The organism is Agrobacterium sp. NPDC058088 (assembly GCF_042885035.1).
Classification (GTDB): Bacteria; Pseudomonadota; Alphaproteobacteria; order Rhizobiales; family Rhizobiaceae; genus Agrobacterium.
The window spans coordinates 1-17,741 of the sequence record NZ_JBHVSU010000013.1 but is presented as its reverse complement, the minus strand read 5'-3'; the positions used below and the strand labels follow the sequence as shown (position 1 = coordinate 17,741).

The 17,741-nt window shown below is 58.1% G+C and carries 14 protein-coding genes and 3 pseudogenes; 14 read left to right on the top strand and 3 right to left on the bottom strand.

The window, feature by feature from the left end; translation table 11 throughout:
* Positions 1–86: 86 nt before the first annotated feature.
* A pseudogene (gene istA, locus ACFVTJ_RS23120) lies at positions 87–701 on the bottom strand (IS21 family transposase); the annotation flags it as partial.
* A 379-nt stretch (positions 702–1,080) separates the two neighbouring features.
* Here istA and ACFVTJ_RS23115 point away from each other — a divergent pair.
* The 3 genes from ACFVTJ_RS23115 (at position 1,081) to ACFVTJ_RS23105 (ending at position 4,664) form a co-directional block, all read left to right on the top strand.
* A complete protein-coding gene (locus tag ACFVTJ_RS23115) occupies positions 1,081–3,003 on the top strand; it encodes a methyl-accepting chemotaxis protein (protein WP_386910905.1) in 1,923 nt (640 codons plus the stop codon).
* Positions 3,003–3,482 carry a chemotaxis protein CheW gene (locus ACFVTJ_RS23110; protein WP_386910904.1) on the top strand — a complete coding sequence of 160 codons (480 nt, stop codon included), beginning with the start codon at positions 3,003–3,005 and terminating at the stop codon, positions 3,480–3,482. The genes ACFVTJ_RS23115 and ACFVTJ_RS23110 overlap by 1 nt, the downstream gene beginning before the upstream one ends.
* Positions 3,483–3,909: 427 nt before the next feature.
* Positions 3,910–4,664, top strand: a protein-coding gene (locus ACFVTJ_RS23105) for an IS5 family transposase (RefSeq protein ID WP_386910903.1) whose coding sequence is annotated in 2 segments (ribosomal slippage) — positions 3,910–4,243 and positions 4,243–4,664 — 756 coding nt in all. Because the reading frame shifts where the segments join, the coding sequence is not laid out codon by codon here.
* Between the two features lie 227 nt (positions 4,665–4,891).
* Here the strand turns inward: ACFVTJ_RS23105 and ACFVTJ_RS23100 are convergent.
* Positions 4,892–5,584, bottom strand: coding sequence for a GntR family transcriptional regulator (locus tag ACFVTJ_RS23100; RefSeq protein WP_386910902.1), 693 nt, complete (start codon positions 5,582–5,584; stop codon positions 4,892–4,894).
* 182 nt (positions 5,585–5,766) lie between these two features.
* Here ACFVTJ_RS23100 and ACFVTJ_RS23095 point away from each other — a divergent pair, with 182 nt between their 5' ends.
* The 11 genes and pseudogenes from ACFVTJ_RS23095 to ACFVTJ_RS23045 all read left to right on the top strand — a co-directional run bounded on the left by ACFVTJ_RS23095 (position 5,767) and on the right by ACFVTJ_RS23045 (position 17,226).
* Positions 5,767–6,648 (top strand): fumarylacetoacetate hydrolase family protein, encoded by an 882-nt coding sequence (locus tag ACFVTJ_RS23095; RefSeq protein ID WP_386910901.1) that lies wholly within the window; start codon positions 5,767–5,769, stop codon positions 6,646–6,648.
* 35 nt (positions 6,649–6,683) lie between these two features.
* Positions 6,684–7,643, top strand: a complete 960-nt coding sequence (locus ACFVTJ_RS23090) for a VOC family protein (protein WP_386910900.1) — start codon at positions 6,684–6,686, stop codon at positions 7,641–7,643.
* Positions 7,644–7,746: 103 nt separating this feature from the next.
* The gene (locus ACFVTJ_RS23085) at positions 7,747–8,445 is read left to right on the top strand and encodes a CoA transferase subunit A (protein WP_386910899.1); all 699 of its coding nucleotides are present in this window, start codon (positions 7,747–7,749) and stop codon (positions 8,443–8,445) included.
* Between the two features lie 12 nt (positions 8,446–8,457).
* On the top strand, positions 8,458–9,084 hold the full coding sequence (locus ACFVTJ_RS23080; protein WP_386910898.1) for a CoA transferase subunit B: 627 nt from the start codon (positions 8,458–8,460) through the stop codon (positions 9,082–9,084).
* 90 nt (positions 9,085–9,174) lie between these two features.
* Positions 9,175–10,938 (top strand): FAD-dependent oxidoreductase, encoded by a 1,764-nt coding sequence (locus ACFVTJ_RS23075; RefSeq protein ID WP_386910897.1) that lies wholly within the window; start codon positions 9,175–9,177, stop codon positions 10,936–10,938.
* Between the two features lie 58 nt (positions 10,939–10,996).
* Positions 10,997–12,277: an ABC transporter substrate-binding protein gene (locus ACFVTJ_RS23070; RefSeq protein ID WP_386910896.1), complete on the top strand. Its 1,281-nt coding sequence runs from the start codon at positions 10,997–10,999 to the stop codon at positions 12,275–12,277.
* 155 nt (positions 12,278–12,432) lie between these two features.
* A complete protein-coding gene (locus tag ACFVTJ_RS23065) occupies positions 12,433–13,152 on the top strand; it encodes an ABC transporter ATP-binding protein (RefSeq protein WP_386910895.1) in 720 nt (239 codons plus the stop codon).
* Positions 13,152–13,883, top strand: a complete 732-nt coding sequence (locus tag ACFVTJ_RS23060; protein WP_386910894.1) for an ABC transporter ATP-binding protein — start codon at positions 13,152–13,154, stop codon at positions 13,881–13,883. Before ACFVTJ_RS23065 ends, ACFVTJ_RS23060 begins: the two co-directional genes overlap by 1 nt.
* Entirely contained in the window at positions 13,870–14,733 is an 864-nt protein-coding gene (locus ACFVTJ_RS23055) for a branched-chain amino acid ABC transporter permease (RefSeq protein ID WP_386910893.1), read from the top strand. The genes ACFVTJ_RS23060 and ACFVTJ_RS23055 overlap by 14 nt, the downstream gene beginning before the upstream one ends.
* Positions 14,734–14,742: 9 nt before the next feature.
* On the top strand, positions 14,743–15,801 hold the full coding sequence (locus tag ACFVTJ_RS23050) for a branched-chain amino acid ABC transporter permease (RefSeq protein ID WP_386910892.1): 1,059 nt from the start codon (positions 14,743–14,745) through the stop codon (positions 15,799–15,801).
* 214 nt (positions 15,802–16,015) lie between these two features.
* Positions 16,016–17,226, top strand: a pseudogene (locus tag ACFVTJ_RS23045) (IS110 family transposase).
* Positions 17,227–17,417: 191 nt separating this feature from the next.
* Here ACFVTJ_RS23045 and ACFVTJ_RS23040 read toward each other — a convergent pair.
* Positions 17,418–17,645 (bottom strand): annotated as a pseudogene (locus ACFVTJ_RS23040) (serine recombinase); the annotation flags it as partial.
* Positions 17,646–17,741: the final 96 nt, after the last annotated feature.

Here is a 17,741-nt window from a genome sequence, read left to right as displayed (position 1 = left end):
TCCCATCAAGGCCAGGAGCGTGATCGCTCCAGCGATAGGCCGGATAGATTCACGCATCCAATGCCGAGTGCCGCCAAATGTTCATCTCGCTCGGGAGGCGTCCATAGATTGTCGTAGATGCCACGGCCGGGAATACCACCGAATACACGAAAGGCATCATTATGGGCATCGAACAGCATCTCGTGCGTCTGCAGGAGATAGGCCCGAACCATGAAGGCCCTGGAGTAGCTCAGCTTCGTATGGGCGACCTGCAGCTTGGTGCGCTCATTGCCGATGATCGCCCAGTCTTCTGACCAATCGAACTGAAAGGCTTCACCTGGCTCGAACGCCAAGGGCACAAATGTTCCGCGGCCTGTCGTTTGCAATTCCCTATGACGATCATCGCGCCATTCCCGAGCAAATGCCGCCACGCGATTGTAAGACCCCTCATAACCGAGGCTGACCAAGTCAGCATGTAACTGCTTCACCGTCCGCTTCTGTTTGCGGCCCTTCTTGGATTCCGTCTTCAGCCAAGCCGACAACCGATCCGCAAACGGATCAAGTTTGCTCGGTCTCTCCGGCACCTTGAACTTCGGCTCCACGCCGCCGGCCCGCAGATATTTGCGGATGGTATTCCGGGATAAGCCGGTTCTACGGCAAATCTCCCGGATCGATAGATGCTCTCGAAAATGCCAGCGCCGGATCACGCTCAGTAACGCCATGTCGATCACTCCAGAGCCCCCGCTGTAAACACGCAGGGGACGGTTGAAACATGGGTCAATTCTCAATGGAAATATCAGGTTGTGCAGGGTCAGCTCTCAGTGGAAATCAACACAGTGACCACTTGCCGATCTCTGCAGCCGCTTTTTCAGCTGTCGTCCGTGTAGCGCCGTACGTGGTCAGTAGAGTTAATTTTAAATTAGATTTTTCTTTTTAGTCTAACCTTTGAAAATCGTTCCAAACGCAGGGTTTAGTCCGCGTCGCCTCGGTTGGACAGGAACGGAATGTAGTCCGTCCATCAGTCGCCCTCGGCAGAATGACTTTGCTTAGTGGCTATTTCCACCATGGTGCAAAAAAGTCGAACCTGGAATGTAGACCGTTATGTCCCGTCCTAAAATCAAAACTGCGCTTATTGGCATTCTCAGTGCGGTTGCGGTCGCAATTGCTGCTTTCTCGTATTTTTCCCTGCAGTCGCTGACGTCAACAAACGAGAACGTGACCGATCTCTCGGGCAATTTGTTGCCGAGCGTCACGTCGGCGAAGGAAATCGACACGGCGCTTTCCGATCTGCGCGTGGCCTATCTCGAGCATCTCGCGGCATCGGACCAGAAGACGCAGGATGAGGCAGAGGCATCCATCAATCGCGAGACGACGCGCATCGACACCGAATTCAAAAATTACGAGGCGCTCGGTCTTGATGATGGCGACCGCGCACTGATTGCCGGCTTGCGCGACAATCTCGCGCTTCTGGGAAAAAGCGGCGAAAAATATGTCAAGCTTTCCGCGGCGTCACAGGACGACGACGCCAAGGTCGTCATGAACACGGAAATGTCTCCCATCGCCGATGCCATGGCCGATCAAATCGACAAGCTCGTTGCCGTCAACAAGGATGCCGCAACCAAGGCAAGTGTCGATAGCGTCGCCAATTTCGCCTCGACCGTGAAGGTCACATACGCCGCCATCGCCTTTATCTTCGCCATCGTCTTCGGCGCAATCTACTTCGCCGTGACGGGCATTTCGCGACCGATCGGCAGAATAACGGCGTCCATGACCGATCTTGCGGGCGGCGATTCGGACAAGGCCATTCCCTTTGCGGGCCGCGCCGACGAGATCGGCGAAATGGCCGGCGCCGTGGAAGTCTTCCGTCAGGCTGCCATCAGCAACAAGCGGCTGGAACAGGAAGCCGAAGCAGCCCGGGTCCAGGCCGAATCCGACCGGATCCGCTTGCGGGAAGAAGCAGAAGCGGCAGCCCAGAAGCGCCTTCAGGAAGCCACATCGGGTCTGGCGACAGGCCTGCGTCGTCTTGCGGCCGGCGATCTCGGTTTTCAGCTGAATGATGCCTTTGCCCCGGATTTCGAAGCTCTGCGTCATGATCTCAATGGTGCTGTGGGCCAGTTGGGCGAAACGCTGCGCGCGGTTGCGCAGGCAACGACGCAGATCGACAGCGGCACCCGCGAGATCAGCCAGTCGGCGGAAGACCTGTCCAAGCGCACCGAGCAGCAGGCTGCCTCGCTGGAAGAGACCGCAGCAGCACTGGATCAGATCACCGCGAATGTCTCGAACTCGTCCAAACGTGCCGACGAAGCACGAACTGTTGCAGCACACGCCAACAGCAGCGCCGCTCAGTCGGGCAAGGTGGTCGCCAATGCGGTCGATGCCATGCAGAAGATCGAGCAGTCCTCCAACCAGGTCTCCAACATTATCGGCGTCATCGACGAGATCGCCTTTCAGACCAACCTTCTGGCGTTGAACGCCGGTGTCGAAGCAGCGCGAGCCGGCGATGCCGGTAAAGGCTTCGCCGTTGTGGCCCAGGAGGTGCGTGAGCTCGCACAACGCTCTGCCCAGGCCGCCAAGGAAATCAAGGAGCTCATCCGCAATTCGTCCGTGGAAGTGCAGAGCGGGGTCAAGCTGGTCAGCGAAACCGGCGAAGCCCTGAAGACCATCGAGGGCTATATCGTCACCGTCAACAGGCACATGGACGCAATCGCCACGTCGGCGCGCGAGCAATCCGTCGGTCTTGCCGAGGTGAACACGGCCGTCAACCAGATGGACCAGGTGACCCAGCAGAATGCGGCCATGGTCGAAGAAAGCAATGCAGCCAGCGCCACGCTTGCCGGCGAAGCAGGGCGCCTGCGTGAACTGATCAGCCATTTTCAACTGGGCGGGAGTGCCGGATCGCACGCAACGGCTCTTCGCCAGACGGCATCCGCCATGGCATCGCCGCGCCGCGCACCAGCGTCGTCAAGCCGGCCTGTCGCGCACGGCAACGCTGCCGTGAAGCAGGAAGAATGGGCGGAGTTCTGATGTTCGGTTCCCACGATAACAATATGACCGGCGAAACACTCGAGATCATCGCCTTCCGGCTCCACGATCAGGAATTTTGCGTCCGCACGACAACCATCCGCGAGATTCGCGGATGGGGACCCGCAAAGCCAATCCCGCATGCTCCTGCCGAGGTTCTCGGGATCATGAACCTTCGTGGCATGGTCATTCCGATGATCGATCTTGCGCTGAAGTTGGGCACGCGCAGTACGGAGCCAACCGAACGTAGTGCCATCGTCGTGGCGGAGGTCAACGGCGTGGCCATGGGCCTGGTCGTCGATCGTGTGTCCGACATTCTGACGATCGCCTCATCCTTGTTACAACCAGTTCCCGATATCGGTATCTCCACAGGAACCGACTATTCGGATGGAATAATTGTGCAGGATAGCGGAATGATGTGCTTTCTCAATCTTGAGCGCATGTTTGACAAGGACAGCGCTACCTGCGTCGCGGCGGCATAACTGCCTGGAAAGGATGACTGATAATCATGGCCTTGATCATCACATTTCCGAGCCGATCTCGACTTCATAAAATGGACGTGTCCGCTAGGGATAAAAGCGCGAAGGAACTTCTTGCAGAAGCATTGTCCGAGTTGCAAACGAACCTTGGTTTATTGCGTGGCCATTTCGTTGTTATAAAAGAATTCAACTTGACCTGCGATACGGATCAACAAGGGCGGTGATTCCCGCATCGACACCTAGATGGCGCCATATGGCCGCTTCCCCCTCAATGGACTGATCTTGTGAGTATCGATCCAGAAGTTGTCGTGAGCAACGGGCGCGCGCTCTTGCTTGTTTCGAACTTGATGGATCTAGGCTCAGGACCTATTAAATAGCTTGCCTTGTTGCGATGGCTTTGATTCATTTGGATCGAACGGAGGTCACCGCGATGAGCGATTTGCTGTTGTTGTCTGAGGCGCAGATGCGTCAGATCGAGCCATATTTTCCTTTGTCCCACGGGGTGCCGCGTGTTGATGATCGGCTGGTCCTGACCGGCATCATCTTCGTCTTGCGCAATGGGTTGCGATGGCGTGACGCGCCCCGGGAATATGGTACGCACAAGACGATCTACAACCGTTTCATCCGTTGGAGCAGGCTCGGCGTGTTCAACCGGATTTTGGCCGAACTGACCGCCAAACGGGGCAAACCCGAGCAACTGATGATCGATGCCACCCATTTGAAAGCCCATCGCACCGCAGCCAGCCTGCTAAAAAAGGGGATGTTCCCAGACGTATCGGACGCACCAAAGGCGGCCTAAACTCCAAGCTGCATGCCGTCTGCGACGGTCACGGCCGACCGCTCATCCTGCTTTTAAGCGAAGGGCAGATGAGCGACTACAAGGGAGCAGCGAAGATGATCGACGCCTTTCCCAAGGCCAAGGCCCTGCTGGCCGACAAAGGCTACGACGCGGACTGGTTTCGAGACGCTTTGGCCGCACGCAAGATCACCGCCTGCATTCCATCGCGGGCAAACCGTAAGGTCTCTATCCCGCATGATCCGGTGCTCTATAAAAAGCGCCACAAGATCGAAAACATGTTCGGCAAACTCAAGGACTGGCGCAGGATCCACACAAGATACGACCGTTGCGCCCACACATTCTTCTCAAGCATATGTATCGCCGCAGCAGTCATCTTCTGGCTCTAATTTAACCAGTCCTGAGCCTAGCCAGCATGGTGGAACACCTTTGCGGCAGGTTGGCAACGCGGTCGCGCGCGAAATGTAAGGATAACTATACCGCCATTGTAAAGGAGATTATGCCGCTTGAGGATCTATATTAAGGAATTTTAGCTGTTCTATTCTGTTTTTATTGTCGCAATTACGGCAAGTAAAAGTCAGCGCCAAAGTTCGTCCCTATGGATTCATATCAAAACCTACTTTGATTTTTTATACACTTCATTCACTACATTTGCTTGAATCAGAATGCGGGTTGTCTGGTCCAAATGGTTACGAAGAGCATTACAGGCTTGTTCGATATTTCGAGCTATAGCGGCATTTGCCATATCAGTGTGCTCGCCGTGGATGTTTCTGCCAATTCGGTCAAGTGGAACGGATACACGGCGATAACGCTCTGATTGCACGAAGAGAATCTCACGAAGGCGCAACAGCCAGGGGCTGTCACAGGCGGCGACAAGCGCTTCATGAAAGCGTTGGTGAGTTTCTGCCCAAGTATCACTGACCCGACCTGGATCACTTGGATCTTCAATCGGCAAGCGAGACAACTCAAACAGTGTGGAAACGATGCCAGTTTCCCATTTCAGGTCGCCGTTTCTGATGGCGTTTTCAAGACACTGAGTCTCAACAGTTGCGCGGACGCGGGTTATGTCAAGGAGTTCAGACTCCGTGATGGGAGCCACGCGAAATCCCTTGCGCGGCTCCGCTTCCACAAGTCCCTCCGAAGTCAGTTTTGCCAGGGCTTCGCGGATAGCGCCGAGACTGAACGAAAGCGATATGCAAAGATCCTGTATGATCAGCTTTTGGCCCGGCACCAAACGACACGATAAGATTTCTGCGCGAAGCCTTTCATAGGCCTCGGCAGTCAAGCTGCCGCCTTTCGGAAACACCATCGGATACTCCAACGCAGAAACGCGATTATGATTGATCGTCAAACTGCTTACAAACTTTTACGTACCTGCGACGAAAGTGGCAAGCGAACCCGACAGTGAAATTCATAAAACCTGAAATAATATATTTTATGTTGACTTATACATTTTAATCATTATGCTTCAATCGACTTTGGGAGGGTCCTATGCGGTTTGTTTCATTTCAATCTAATGGATTTGCCGGGGTGGCGCTGCATGTGGACGGCGGCTGGCACGGCACTACTTCTAATCAACCGGGATTTCCGGGCGACCTGTTGTCGCTGATTAAATCTGGCGGAACCTCCTTGAGCGATGCGGCCGCTGTTCTCAAGATTGCGGGCTCAATCGATCTCGATGCGGTCGAGGTTCTGCCGCCCCTCAGCGACCCTGGCAAAATCGTCTGTGTGGGCCTTAACTACACGGACCATTCTGCTGAAAGCGGTTTCAAGCAACCCGATTTTCCGACAATTTTCGGGCGGTTCAACTCCAGCCTGATTGCACACGGCGCACCCATACTGCGGCCGGAAGTGTCAGATCAGCTCGATTATGAGGGTGAGCTTGTCGCAATCATCGGCAAACCGGCTCGCAACGTGTCTGAAGCCAAGGCGCTTGACTACGTTGCCGGCTATTCAATCTTCAATGACGGCTCGATACGAGACTATCAATTCAAGGCTCCGCAATGGACGCCCGGCAAGAATTTCGATGACACGGGCGCTTTCGGGCCGTGGTTCGTCACTGCGGACGAGCTTCCACCGGGGTGCGTCGGTCTCCGCCTTCAAACTCGTTTGAACGGCGTCGTCGTGCAGGATGCTTCGATTAGCGACATGGTTTTCTCTGTCGCTCGGTTAATCGAGATTCTGAGCAGTTTCATGACACTATTGCCCGGAGACGTGATCGTAACAGGCACGCCCTCGGGTGTTGGGCTGGCACGTAAGCCGCCGCTGTTCATGAAGGATGGCGATGTCTGCGAAGTCGAAATCGAGCGCATCGGCACGTTGTCAAACCCGATTCGTGACCGAAACGGCAAAAGAGAATTGCGCCACGCCTGATCCAAAAGTTCGTGCATGGCTCTGAGGAGGGAAACATGACAGCGATTACGGGAAGAGTTGCAAGTACAAAGCGCCCCGGCGAACTTGGTGTCCATTCGATGGATGCCTTCAATATGACAGTGCCTGATCTGCGCATCGCTGAAGACTTCTACAAGGCGTTCGGTCTAGACGTGCGTGAGGAGAACAACACGCTCGGTCTCTACACGTTCGGTTCGAACCAGCGTTGGGCAAGTGTAAGCGAAGGCGAGCGAAAAAAACTAAACTATCTCTCTTTTGCTGTTTTCGAAGAAGACTTTGAGCTCCTGCGTCATAAGATCGAGGCTGGTGGCGTGCGGCTCATGGATGCGCCGCGGAGCTTTGATTCCAACGGCGTCTGGTTCCACGATCATAACGGCGTTTTGATCGAGTTGAAGATTGCCGAAAAATCATCGCCGGACGAAAAAACGGTCTTTTCCATGCTTTCGGAAAAGCCCGGCACGGCTGCCGCCCCGCAGCGATCCAAAGTTGTCGTCGTCCGTCCGCGCCGTCTGGCGCACGTCCTCATCTTTACCGCCGACGTACAGCAAGCTATCGAATTTTACAGTCACTTCCTCGGTTTGCGTCTGTCGGATCGCTCCGGCGATGGCATCTGCTTTATGCATGGCATTCATGGCAGCGACCACCATCTTATCGCTTTCGCAAAATCACGTGCACCTGGCCTTCACCATTGTAGCTGGGACGTGGGCTCGATCGACGAAATCGGCCGCGGCGCGATGCAGATGGCAGATAAGGGCTTTTCGAAAGGGTGGGGGCTGGGACGCCATGTTCTGGGCTCCAACTATTTCCACTACGTCCGGGATCCCTGGGGCAGTTACAGCGAATACTCCGCCGACATCGATTACGTCCCGGTCGATCACGACTGGGTGTCGGGAGATTATCCCCCTCAAGACTCCATCTATCTCTGGGGCCCGGAAATTCCGAAAGATTTTGTCTTCAATTACGAAATCGCCGGTTGAGGTTGCCGTTTCACCGCACCTTGGAACGTCCGTTGATTTAGCCATGAACAGAAACTCTCGCTGGCACTTTGCCTCGCCGGTTGCATGAGATGTGAGCCGTGACATGCAGAAAATCTACAGTGATGCGGCCCGCGCACTGAAAGGGCTGATGGTTGATGGCATGACGATCGCCGCAGGCGGCTTTGGTCTCTGCGGCATTCCCGAGCTTTTGATTTCGGCAATACGCGATATCGGTACTCGTGAACTGACGGTTGCTTCTAATAATGCCGGTATCGACAATTTTGGTCTGGGACAGTTGCTGGAAACGAAGCAGGTCAAAAAGATGATTTCCTCTTATGTGGGAGAGAATGCCGAGTTCATGCGCCAGTACCTATCCGGTGAACTTGAAGTCGAATTCACACCTCAAGGGACGCTTGCTGAACGAATGCGCGCTGGAGGAGCCGGAATAGCAGCATTCTACACACGCACCGGAGTCGGAACATCGGTTGCCGTCGGCAAAGACCATCGGGATTTTGATGGACACACCTACATTCTTGAAACGGGGCTTGTCGCCGACTTGTCGATTATAAAGGCCTGGAAAGCGGACACATCGGGCAATCTGGTTTTCCGCAAGACGGCCCGGAACTTCAACCCGCCGGCCGGCACCTGCGGAAAGATTTGCGTGGCGGAGGCCGAGACGATCGTCCCAGTCGGCGAACTCGATCCCGACGCCATCCATCTGCCCGGTATCTATGTGCACCGGCTCATCCAGGGCACGCATGAAAAACGGATCGAACAACGCACTGTTCGGAAACCGGATTGAGGAACAAGCACCGTGTGGGAGCGTAACCAGATGGCCGCGCGCGCGGCGAAAGAACTCCAGGACGGTTGGTACGTCAATCTTGGCATAGGCATTCCGACACTTGTTTCAAATTTCATTCCTGCGGGGATCAACGTGATCCTTCAGTCGGAAAACGGAATGCTCGGAATGGGACCGTTTCCGCTTGAGGGCAGGGAGGATGCGGATCTGATCAATGCCGGCAAGCAGACGGTCAGCGAGCTTCCTGAAACGGCCTATTTCGATTCTGCCCAGAGCTTCGCGATGATCCGTGGCGGCAAGGTGGACATGGCCATCCTGGGAGCAATGGAGGTCTCCGAAAGCGGTGATCTCGCCAATTGGATGATTCCCGGCAAACTCGTCAAGGGAATGGGCGGCGCAATGGATCTTGTCGCTGGCGTCCGCCGCGTTGTGGTCATCATGGAGCATACGTCAAAACACGCTGAACCAAAGCTGCTGAAAAATTGCACTTTACCTTTGACAGGCAAGGGTGTCGTCGATCGCGTCATCACCAATCTGGGCGTGCTGGATGTGGTTCTCGGAGGACTAAAGATCATCGAACTCGCCGATGGCGTGACCGAAGACGAACTAAGATCGGCTACGGAAGCGAGAATTGTCGCCTGAGCAATAGCGGGCAGACGTTACAAACGGTTCAGTACGAAGACCTATCCGTTCATTCGAGAGGAAACGGTCTCGCAAGGGAGGAGCAGAAACATGGTCGGTACACTTGAAACGGATGTCCTCATCGTCGGTAGCGGCCCGGCGGGTTCTACAGCCGCGGCTTTCCTTTCGACCTATGGAATTCGCAACATTCAAATTACAAAATATGGCTGGCTGTCCTCGACACCGCGTGCACACATCACCAACCAAAGAACCATGGAAATTTTGCGCGATCTTGGTGTCGAGGAAAAGGCGAAGCAGTTCGCCAGTCGTCAGAACTTCATGGCCAACAATGTCTTCTGTCACAGCCTCTCCGGCGAAGAATTCGGTCGTGTGCTGTCTTGGGGCAATCATCCCCTGCGCAAGGCAGACTACGAATTGGCAAGTCCGACCGAGATATGCGACCTGCCTCAGACGTATCTGGAGCCAATTCTTTTGGAAGTGGCTGGAGCGCGCGGGTCTACCATCCGGTTCAATACCGAGTTTCTTGACCTTGAAGAAGACGAGAACGGCGTTACCGCGACCGTCAAGGATCGCACGACCGGCGAAGACTACGCGATACGGTGCAAATATCTCATCGGCGCAGATGGTGGAAGAAGCCGGGTGGCGGAGCGGATCGGCTTGCCGATGGAAGGCCAGATGGGCCTTTCGGGAAGTATGAATATTCTGTTCGATGCCGATCTGACCCAATATGTGCAGCATCGCCCGAGCGTCCTTTACTGGATTTTGCAGCCGGGTGCTGAAATCGGAGGGATCGGGGCAGGCGTCATTCGTATGGTTCGGCCATGGACCGAGTGGCTGGCGATCTGGGGATACGACCTGGCTGAGGGTGAACTGAAAATCACCCCTGAGAAAGCTGAAGCTATCGTCCGGCAGCTCATTGGCGACGATGAGGTTCCGGTCAAGATCAGATCGACATCGACATGGACGGTAAACAACCAGTACGCAACCCGCTATTCGACGAAGCGCGTTTTCTGCGCGGGCGATGCGGTGCATCGCCATCCGCCTTTGAACGGCCTGGGATCCAACACATCCATTCAGGACAGCTATAACCTCGCCTGGAAGCTGAGTTACGTGTTGAAAGGCAAGGCAACGGACGCGCTGCTGGAAACCTATTGCGCCGAGCGGCAACCCGTCGGAAAGCAGATCGTCCGGCGCGCCAACGAGAGCATCAAGGACTATCCGCCGATATTCGAAGCGATCGGCATCGGCTCGTCCAGCGATCCGGAAACAGTTCTCCGGAATATGGAAGCACGCAAGGCTCCCACTCCCGAGGGCAAAAAACGCCGTCGACTGCTGCACGAGGCGATCCGGCGCAAGAACTACGAATTTAACGCGCACGGTGTGGAACTCAACCAGCGCTATCAATCCTCGGCGATCGTCCCAGATGGGACACCAGAGCCGGAATATACGCGCGATCAGGAATTGTATTACCATGCGACGACTTGGCCTGGTGCCCGTCTGCCGCATGTCTGGCTTGAGAAAAACGGACATCGAATATCTTCTCTCGACCTGTGCGGAAAGGGTCGGTTCGTCGTCCTGACCGGAATCGGTGGCGAGGGTTGGCGCGAGGCTGCATCGGCCGTCAGCGACAAGTTCGACATCGACATCGATGTTGTGTCCATCGGACCGGCCGGCTGCGACGCCGTCGACATCTACGGGGACTGGTATCTGCAGAGCGAAATCGCCGAGGACGGTTGCATACTGGTCAGGCCGGACATGCACATTGCATGGCGCGCGCGCACCTATGACGCGGCGACCGGTCAAACGCTGGCAGGCGTATTCGAAGACATTCTGGGCAAGCATATTTCAGCGTAACGCTGAGGTTCGGAACGTCGGTGCGTTGTCCACGGGGTTAAAAATGGGAGGAGGAAACATGTTTACGCGACGGGATTTTCTGAAGACGACGGCTGCCACGGGCGCGCTTGCCGCCACATCCGGCCTTGCGGCGCCTGCGATTGCGCAGGATGTGGCCATCAAGCTCGGTTATGTCAGCCCGCAGACCGGGCCGCTTGCGGCCTTCGGAGAAGCCGACACGTTCGTCATCGACAGCTTTTTGTCGGCGACGAAAAGCATGGGGCTCAATTACGAGGTCGTGGTCAAGGACAGCCAGTCGAACCCGAACCGGGCGGCGGAAGTGGCCAAGGAACTGATCGTCGACGACGAGGTCAATCTGGTCCTCGTCGCATCGACGCCGGAGACGACCAATCCGGTGGCGACGACCTGCGAGGCGGAGGAAATGCCCTGTATATCGACCCTGGCGCCGTGGCAGCCCTGGTTCATCGGCCAGCAGGGCAATCCCGGCGATCCGGCCTCGTGGAAACCGTTCGACTACGCCTACCATTTCTTCTGGGGGCTCGAGGACGTCATCGCCGTCTTCACCAACATGTGGGCGCAGATCGAGACGAACAGACAAGTCGGCGGTCTCTTCCCGAACGACGGCGACGGCAATGCCTGGGGCGACACGGTCGTCGGCTTCCCGCCGGTCCTGGAAAAGATGGGTTACGGGCTGACCGATCCCGGCCGCTACCAGAACATGACCGACGATTTTTCCGCGCAGATCAACGCCTTCAAATCCGGGAATTGCGAGATCGTCACCGGCGTCGTCATCCCACCGGATTTCACCACCTTCTGGAACCAGGCCAAGCAGCAGGGCTTCGCCCCGAAGATCGCCTCGATCGGCAAGGCGCTGCTGTTCCCGCAGACCGTGGAAGCGCTGGGCAATGCCGGCCACAACCTGTCGTCGGAAGTCTGGTGGACACCGAGCCATCCGTTCAAGTCGTCGCTGACGGGGCAGACCTCGGCAGAGGTCGCCGATGCCTTCACCAAGGCGACGAACCGGCCGTGGACGCAGCCGATCGGCTTTGCCCATGCGCTGTTCGAACTCGCAGTGGACACGATGAAACGGGCGGACGATCCGACGGACGGCGATGCCGTGGCAAAGGCGATCGCCGCCACCCGGCTCGATACGCTGGTTGGCCCGATCGCCTGGGACGGCACGGGCCTGCCGCCGTTTGCCGCAAAGAACATCGCCAAGACCCCGCTCGTCGGCGGCCAATGGCGGCTGAAGGATGGCGGCGGCTACGATCTTGTTATCACCGACAACAAGACGGCGCCGAACATTCCGGTCGGCGGCAAGATGGAAGCGATCGTGTAGGGGCAAAGGCCCCTCATCCGCCCTGTCGGGCACCTTCTCCCCGTAAACGGGGAGAAGGGACAATCGGCAACCTCCGATCCAGTCCCCTCTCCCCGCACGCGGGGAGAGGGCTAGGGTGAGCGGCCATTGCAGAACATTTGTTGGAACGAAAACTCATGCCCATCCTTCAACTCGACGGCCTTTCCAAGACATTCGGCGCACTGACGGTGGCCGATGGGATCGGCTTTGCCGTCGGCGAGGGCGAAGCGCTTGGCATCATCGGTCCGAACGGCGCCGGCAAATCGACGCTGTTCAATCTGATCACCGGCAATATCGCGGCCGACAGCGGCACGATCCGCTTTCTCGGCCAGGACGTAACGCGCACGCCGCCAATGGCGCGGTGCCTGTCGGGCATGGGCCGGACCTTCCAGATCCCGCAGCCCTTCGAGAAGCTGACGGTGTTCGAGAACCTGCTCGTCGCCGGCGCCTTCGGCTCCAGGCGCAACGAAGCAGACGTCTCGGATCGCTGCGCGGATATCCTTGTCGAGACCGGTCTCATCGATAAGGCCAATTTTCTGGCCGGCAGTCTCAGTCTGCTCGAGCGCAAGCGGCTGGAGCTTTCGCGGGCGCTGGCGACCGAACCGAAGCTCCTGTTGCTCGACGAGATCGCCGGCGGGCTGACCGAGGGCGAATGCCGGTCGCTGGTCTTGACCATCCGCGCCATCCATGCGCGCGGCGTCACGATCATCTGGATCGAGCATGTGCTGCATGCGCTGAATTCCGTAGTCGAGCGCTTGGCTGTGCTGCATTTCGGCAGGGTCATCGGCATCGGCAAGCCGGACGCCATCATGGCGTCGCGCGATGTCCGCGAAATCTATCTGGGGATCGACATCTGATGGCCCTGCTCGAAACCCGCGGCCTCAAGGCCTCCTATGGCGATTTCCAGGCGTTGTTCGGCGTCGATATCTCGGTCGAGACCGGCGAGACCATTGCCATCATCGGTGCCAACGGTGCCGGCAAGACGACGCTGATGCGCTCGATATCGGGCGTTCTTGCCAACGATCCTGCATCGATCCTCTATCAGGACGAACCGATCGGCGGCTTGCCTGCCCCCGATGTGCTGGCGCGCGGCATCGCCATGGTGCCGGAGGGGCGCAAGCTCTTTGCCTCGCTCACCGTCGAGGAAAACCTTTTGGTCGGCACCTATGGCCGCAAGATCGACGGGCCATGGAGCCTGGACAGCATCTATGCGCTGTTTCCGATCCTGAAGGAACGCCGCAACACGCCCTCGACCGCCCTGTCCGGCGGGCAGCAACAGATGGTGGCGATCGGCCGGGGGCTGATGTCCAATCCGGCTGTGCTCTTGTGCGACGAAATCAGCCTCGGTCTCGCGCCGGTCGTCGTGCGCGATATCTATGCCGCCTTTCCGCGCATCCGCGAAACGGGCGCCTCGATCGTCATCGTCGAGCAGGATATCGCCCAGGCCTTGAAGGTCGCGGACCGGGTCTACTGCATGATGGAAGGGCGCGTCACGCTGTCCGGCCGCGCCGCCGATTTGAGCCGCGAGGATATCCACAAGGCCTATTTCGGGGCCGACGGAAGGAACGGGCATCATGAACTGGCTTGATACCATTCTCCAGGGGGTGCTGCTCGGCGGGCTTTACGCCCTGTTTGCAGCGGGTCTCAGCCTCGTCTTCGGCATCATGCGGCTGGTCAATCTCGCCCATGGCGATCTGATCGTGCTGGCCGCCTTCCTGATCCTCGTCCTGGTGACGACGCTCGGGCTCGATCCGTTTCTCGCAGCCCTCATTGCCGCACCGATGATGTTCGCCATCGGCTGGGCCTTGCAATATTTCCTTCTCAACCGGACGCTCGGCAAGGATATCCTGCCGCCGCTGCTCGTCACCTTCGGTCTGTCGATCGTCATCCAGAACGGGCTGCTCGAAGGCTTTTCCGCCGACAGCCGCCGCGTCTTTGCCGGCAGCCTCGAAAGCGCATCGGTCGATCTCGGCCCGGTCACGGCCGGCATCATGCCGCTGATGACGGTCTTCTCCGCCGTCGCCGTCATCGTCTGCCTCAACCAGCTGATCTACCGCACGTCCGTCGGCCGCGCCTTCCGGGCGACCTCGGACGATCCGGTGACGGCCGGGCTGATGGGCATCCGGCCGCAGCGTATCTTTGCGCTGGCGACGGGGCTTGCCATGGTCGTGGTGACCATTGCCGCCCTCTATCTCGGCACGCGGGCGAATTTCGATCCGACCTCCGGGCCGGCGCGGCTGATCTATGCCTTCGAGGCCGTGATCATCGGCGGGCTCGGTTCGCTCTGGGGGACGCTGGCCGGCGGCATCATCCTCGGCGTCGCGCAGACGGTGGGCGCTGCGATCAATCCCGAATGGCAGATCCTGTCCGGCCATCTCGCCTTTCTCGCCGTTCTCCTGTTCAAGCCGCGCGGCCTCTTTCCGCGCGCAAACGATTGAGGGACCGATATGACGATTGCAACGCCATCCTGGCGGGTCGAGACACGCACGAAAGCGTCGTCCCTCTTCGGTTTCGCCGCCATCGCCATCCTGCTCGTCGCCTTTGCCGCGCCGTTCATCGTCTCCCGGGGCGTCATCCAGGATCTGTTCTTCATCCTCACCATGCTGGTGCTGGCGCAGAACTGGAACCTGCTGGCCGGCTATGCCGGGCTGATCTCCGTCGGCCAGCAGGTCTTCGTCGGCTTCGGCGCCTACGCCATGTTCGGTAGCGTCATCCTGTTCGGCATCGATCCCCTCGTCGCCATTCTGATCGCGGGTCTGCTGTCGGTGCTCATCGCCGTCCCCACGGCCTTCTTCACCTTCCGGCTCTACGGCCCCTATTTCGCCATCGGCACATGGGTGGTCGCCGAGGTCGTGCGTCTGCTTCTCGCGCAATGGAAGGCGCTGGGCGGCGGCACCGGCACCTCGCTGCCGCGCGATGCGACCCGCGAGATGATGGGCGTCGGCCTGATGCGCGATCTCTTCGGCATGAAGGCGTCGCAGGCGAGCGACGCGCTGACCTACTGGCTGGCCCTCGTGCTCGTCATAGCCACGATCGGCTTCATCTATTGGCTTCTGCGCAGCAAACAGGGCCTGGGGCTGGCAGCCGTGCGCGACAACGAGCAGGCGGCGCGCGCCGTCGGCGTCGATGCCCGGCGCATGAAGGCGACGGTCTATCTGGCAACCGCGTTCATCACCGGCGTCACAGGGACTCTCATCTATGTGCAGAAGGCGCGGATTTCGCCCGACGCCGCCTTCTCGGTCATCGACTGGACGGCCTACGTGATCTTCATCGTCGTGATCGGCGGCATCGGCACCATCGAAGGCCCGATCATCGGGGTCATCGTCTTCTTTCTCCTGCAGAACCTGCTTGCCGATTACGGCTCATGGTATCTGCTGATGCTGGGCCTCATCGGCATCGTCATCATGCTTTTTGCGCCGCGCGGTCTCTGGGGCCTGTTCTCCGATCGCACCGGCATCCAGCTTTTCCCGGTCCGCCGAAGATTGAAGGGCATACTGCAGAAGTAACGTCGGTCCGCAATAACCACCGTTCCTTTTCCGGGCCGCTTGGTAGATGATCATTGGCAAGGTCGCTTTGCCGGTCTCAAACGCACAAGGGCGACTGCAGCTCCACGCATCAAGCGGTTTGCGATGGCCGCGGCCGGACCTTGGTTTCTCTGGTGAGCGAAGGACAGATTAGCCTTTAGGAAGGTACGTCCCGCATGCTGAGGCGTAAGACCGTATGTCCGTCTTCGTACCTGAGCTGGCTCGCCCTACACTGGTCTTTCGAGGGTTTCTCGGACAGGCCGAGCCGATCCTCATCACAGGAGGACGAGCCGTGGCAGATTATGGAGAAGCTTTTGTAGGAATCGATGTCGCCAAACTGAAGAACGCAATCGCTGTCGCTGAATTCGGCCGGGAGGGAGAGGTCCGCTTTTGGGGTGAGGTTGACGCATCGGATGTCAGCATGCGTCGCATCATTCGGCGGATAGCCGCAAAATTTGACCGCGTACACTTCTGCTACGAGGCCGGTCCGACCGGATATGGTCTTCACCGGCTGATCCAATCCCTCGGGCATGAATGTGTGGTCGTTGCGCCATCCTTGATCCCCAGGAAACCGGGCGACAGAGTGAACACGAACCGTCGAGACGCACTCGCGCTCGCCCGGCTGCTGAGGGCCGGTGAGCTCACGGCAGTGTGGGTTCCTGATGAGGGCCATGAGGCGATGCGCGACCTCGTTCGCGCTCGCGCCGCTGCTGTCGAGACGTTGCGGGTTCACCGACAACAGATCAGTGCCTTAATGCTCAAACACAGTCGCATCTATCCACGTAAGAAGGGCAGGACGATGCGATACCTGCGCTGGCTGCAGGAGCAATAGTTCGATCATCCGGCGCATCCGATTGCGTTGCAGGAAATGGTCGAGGCGGTGCGCCTCTCGAAAGAGCGCGTCGAACGATTGGAGAAGGTGATCGAGGAGTTCGTCCCAACCTGGTCGCTGGCGCTGGTCATTCGAGCGCTGCAGACCCCGCGAGGGGTCGACGTGATCGTCGCCATTACATTCGCCACGGAGGTCGGCGAAGTGAGCCGATTGAGAGCCCTCGCCAACTGATGGGCTATCTCGGCCTGGTCCCTGGTGAGCGATCAACGGGTGAGACGGTCAGACGGGGTGCGATCACCAAGGCCGGCAACGGTCGAGTTCGGCACATGCTGGTCGAGAGCGCCTGGACTTATCGGCATCCGCCGAAGGTGGGCACGAGAAAGCTCTACCTCATGGAGCAAGCCCCATCGAAAGTTCGAGAGATTGCATGGAAGGCTCAGGGCCGGCTGACATCTCGATATCGAATGCTCGCCACTTGGGGAAAGCGAACGACAGTGGTTTGCACTGCCACTGCCCGCGAGCTGACCGGCTTCATGTGGGCTGTTGCAAGGGAGGCGCAGGCGATCAAATCATAAGTCGCCAAAGCGAACTTGCACCTCGCGCATGGGCGGAGGCGGGACAACGGCAGGGGAACACCCGTCAGACGCTTTGTGGCCGGCAATTGACCGACGCCCGTAGTAAGATCGGAACAGCCCCGGACGCACAATCGGGAATGCGATAGCCAACCCGCGCATCAGAGCTTGATCACCGACGTCCTTCAGTTCCGCTCGGAGTCAAGCCCAAGCCCGGCTTCCCGATGCCAAATGTAGCCGAACGGAACAGAGAGTCGTAATTCGCCACGGCTCGCTTTTGATCTGGCGGTATCGAGCATGCGGGCCCTCAGTACGTCCAATTCAAACTCGCTGATACTGCCCTTCATTCCCAGGAGCAGACGATCATTGGGTCGACATGGGTTGTGGACACCGTCGTGGTCTATGACGCGGGCTTCAACAAGACGTGAGCGTCCGGTGAGCTGTTTTTGCTGATCGAGCAAATCAGGCGATGTTCTGGAATTAGAACCAGCATTAGTGCTGACATTAATACCAGAACA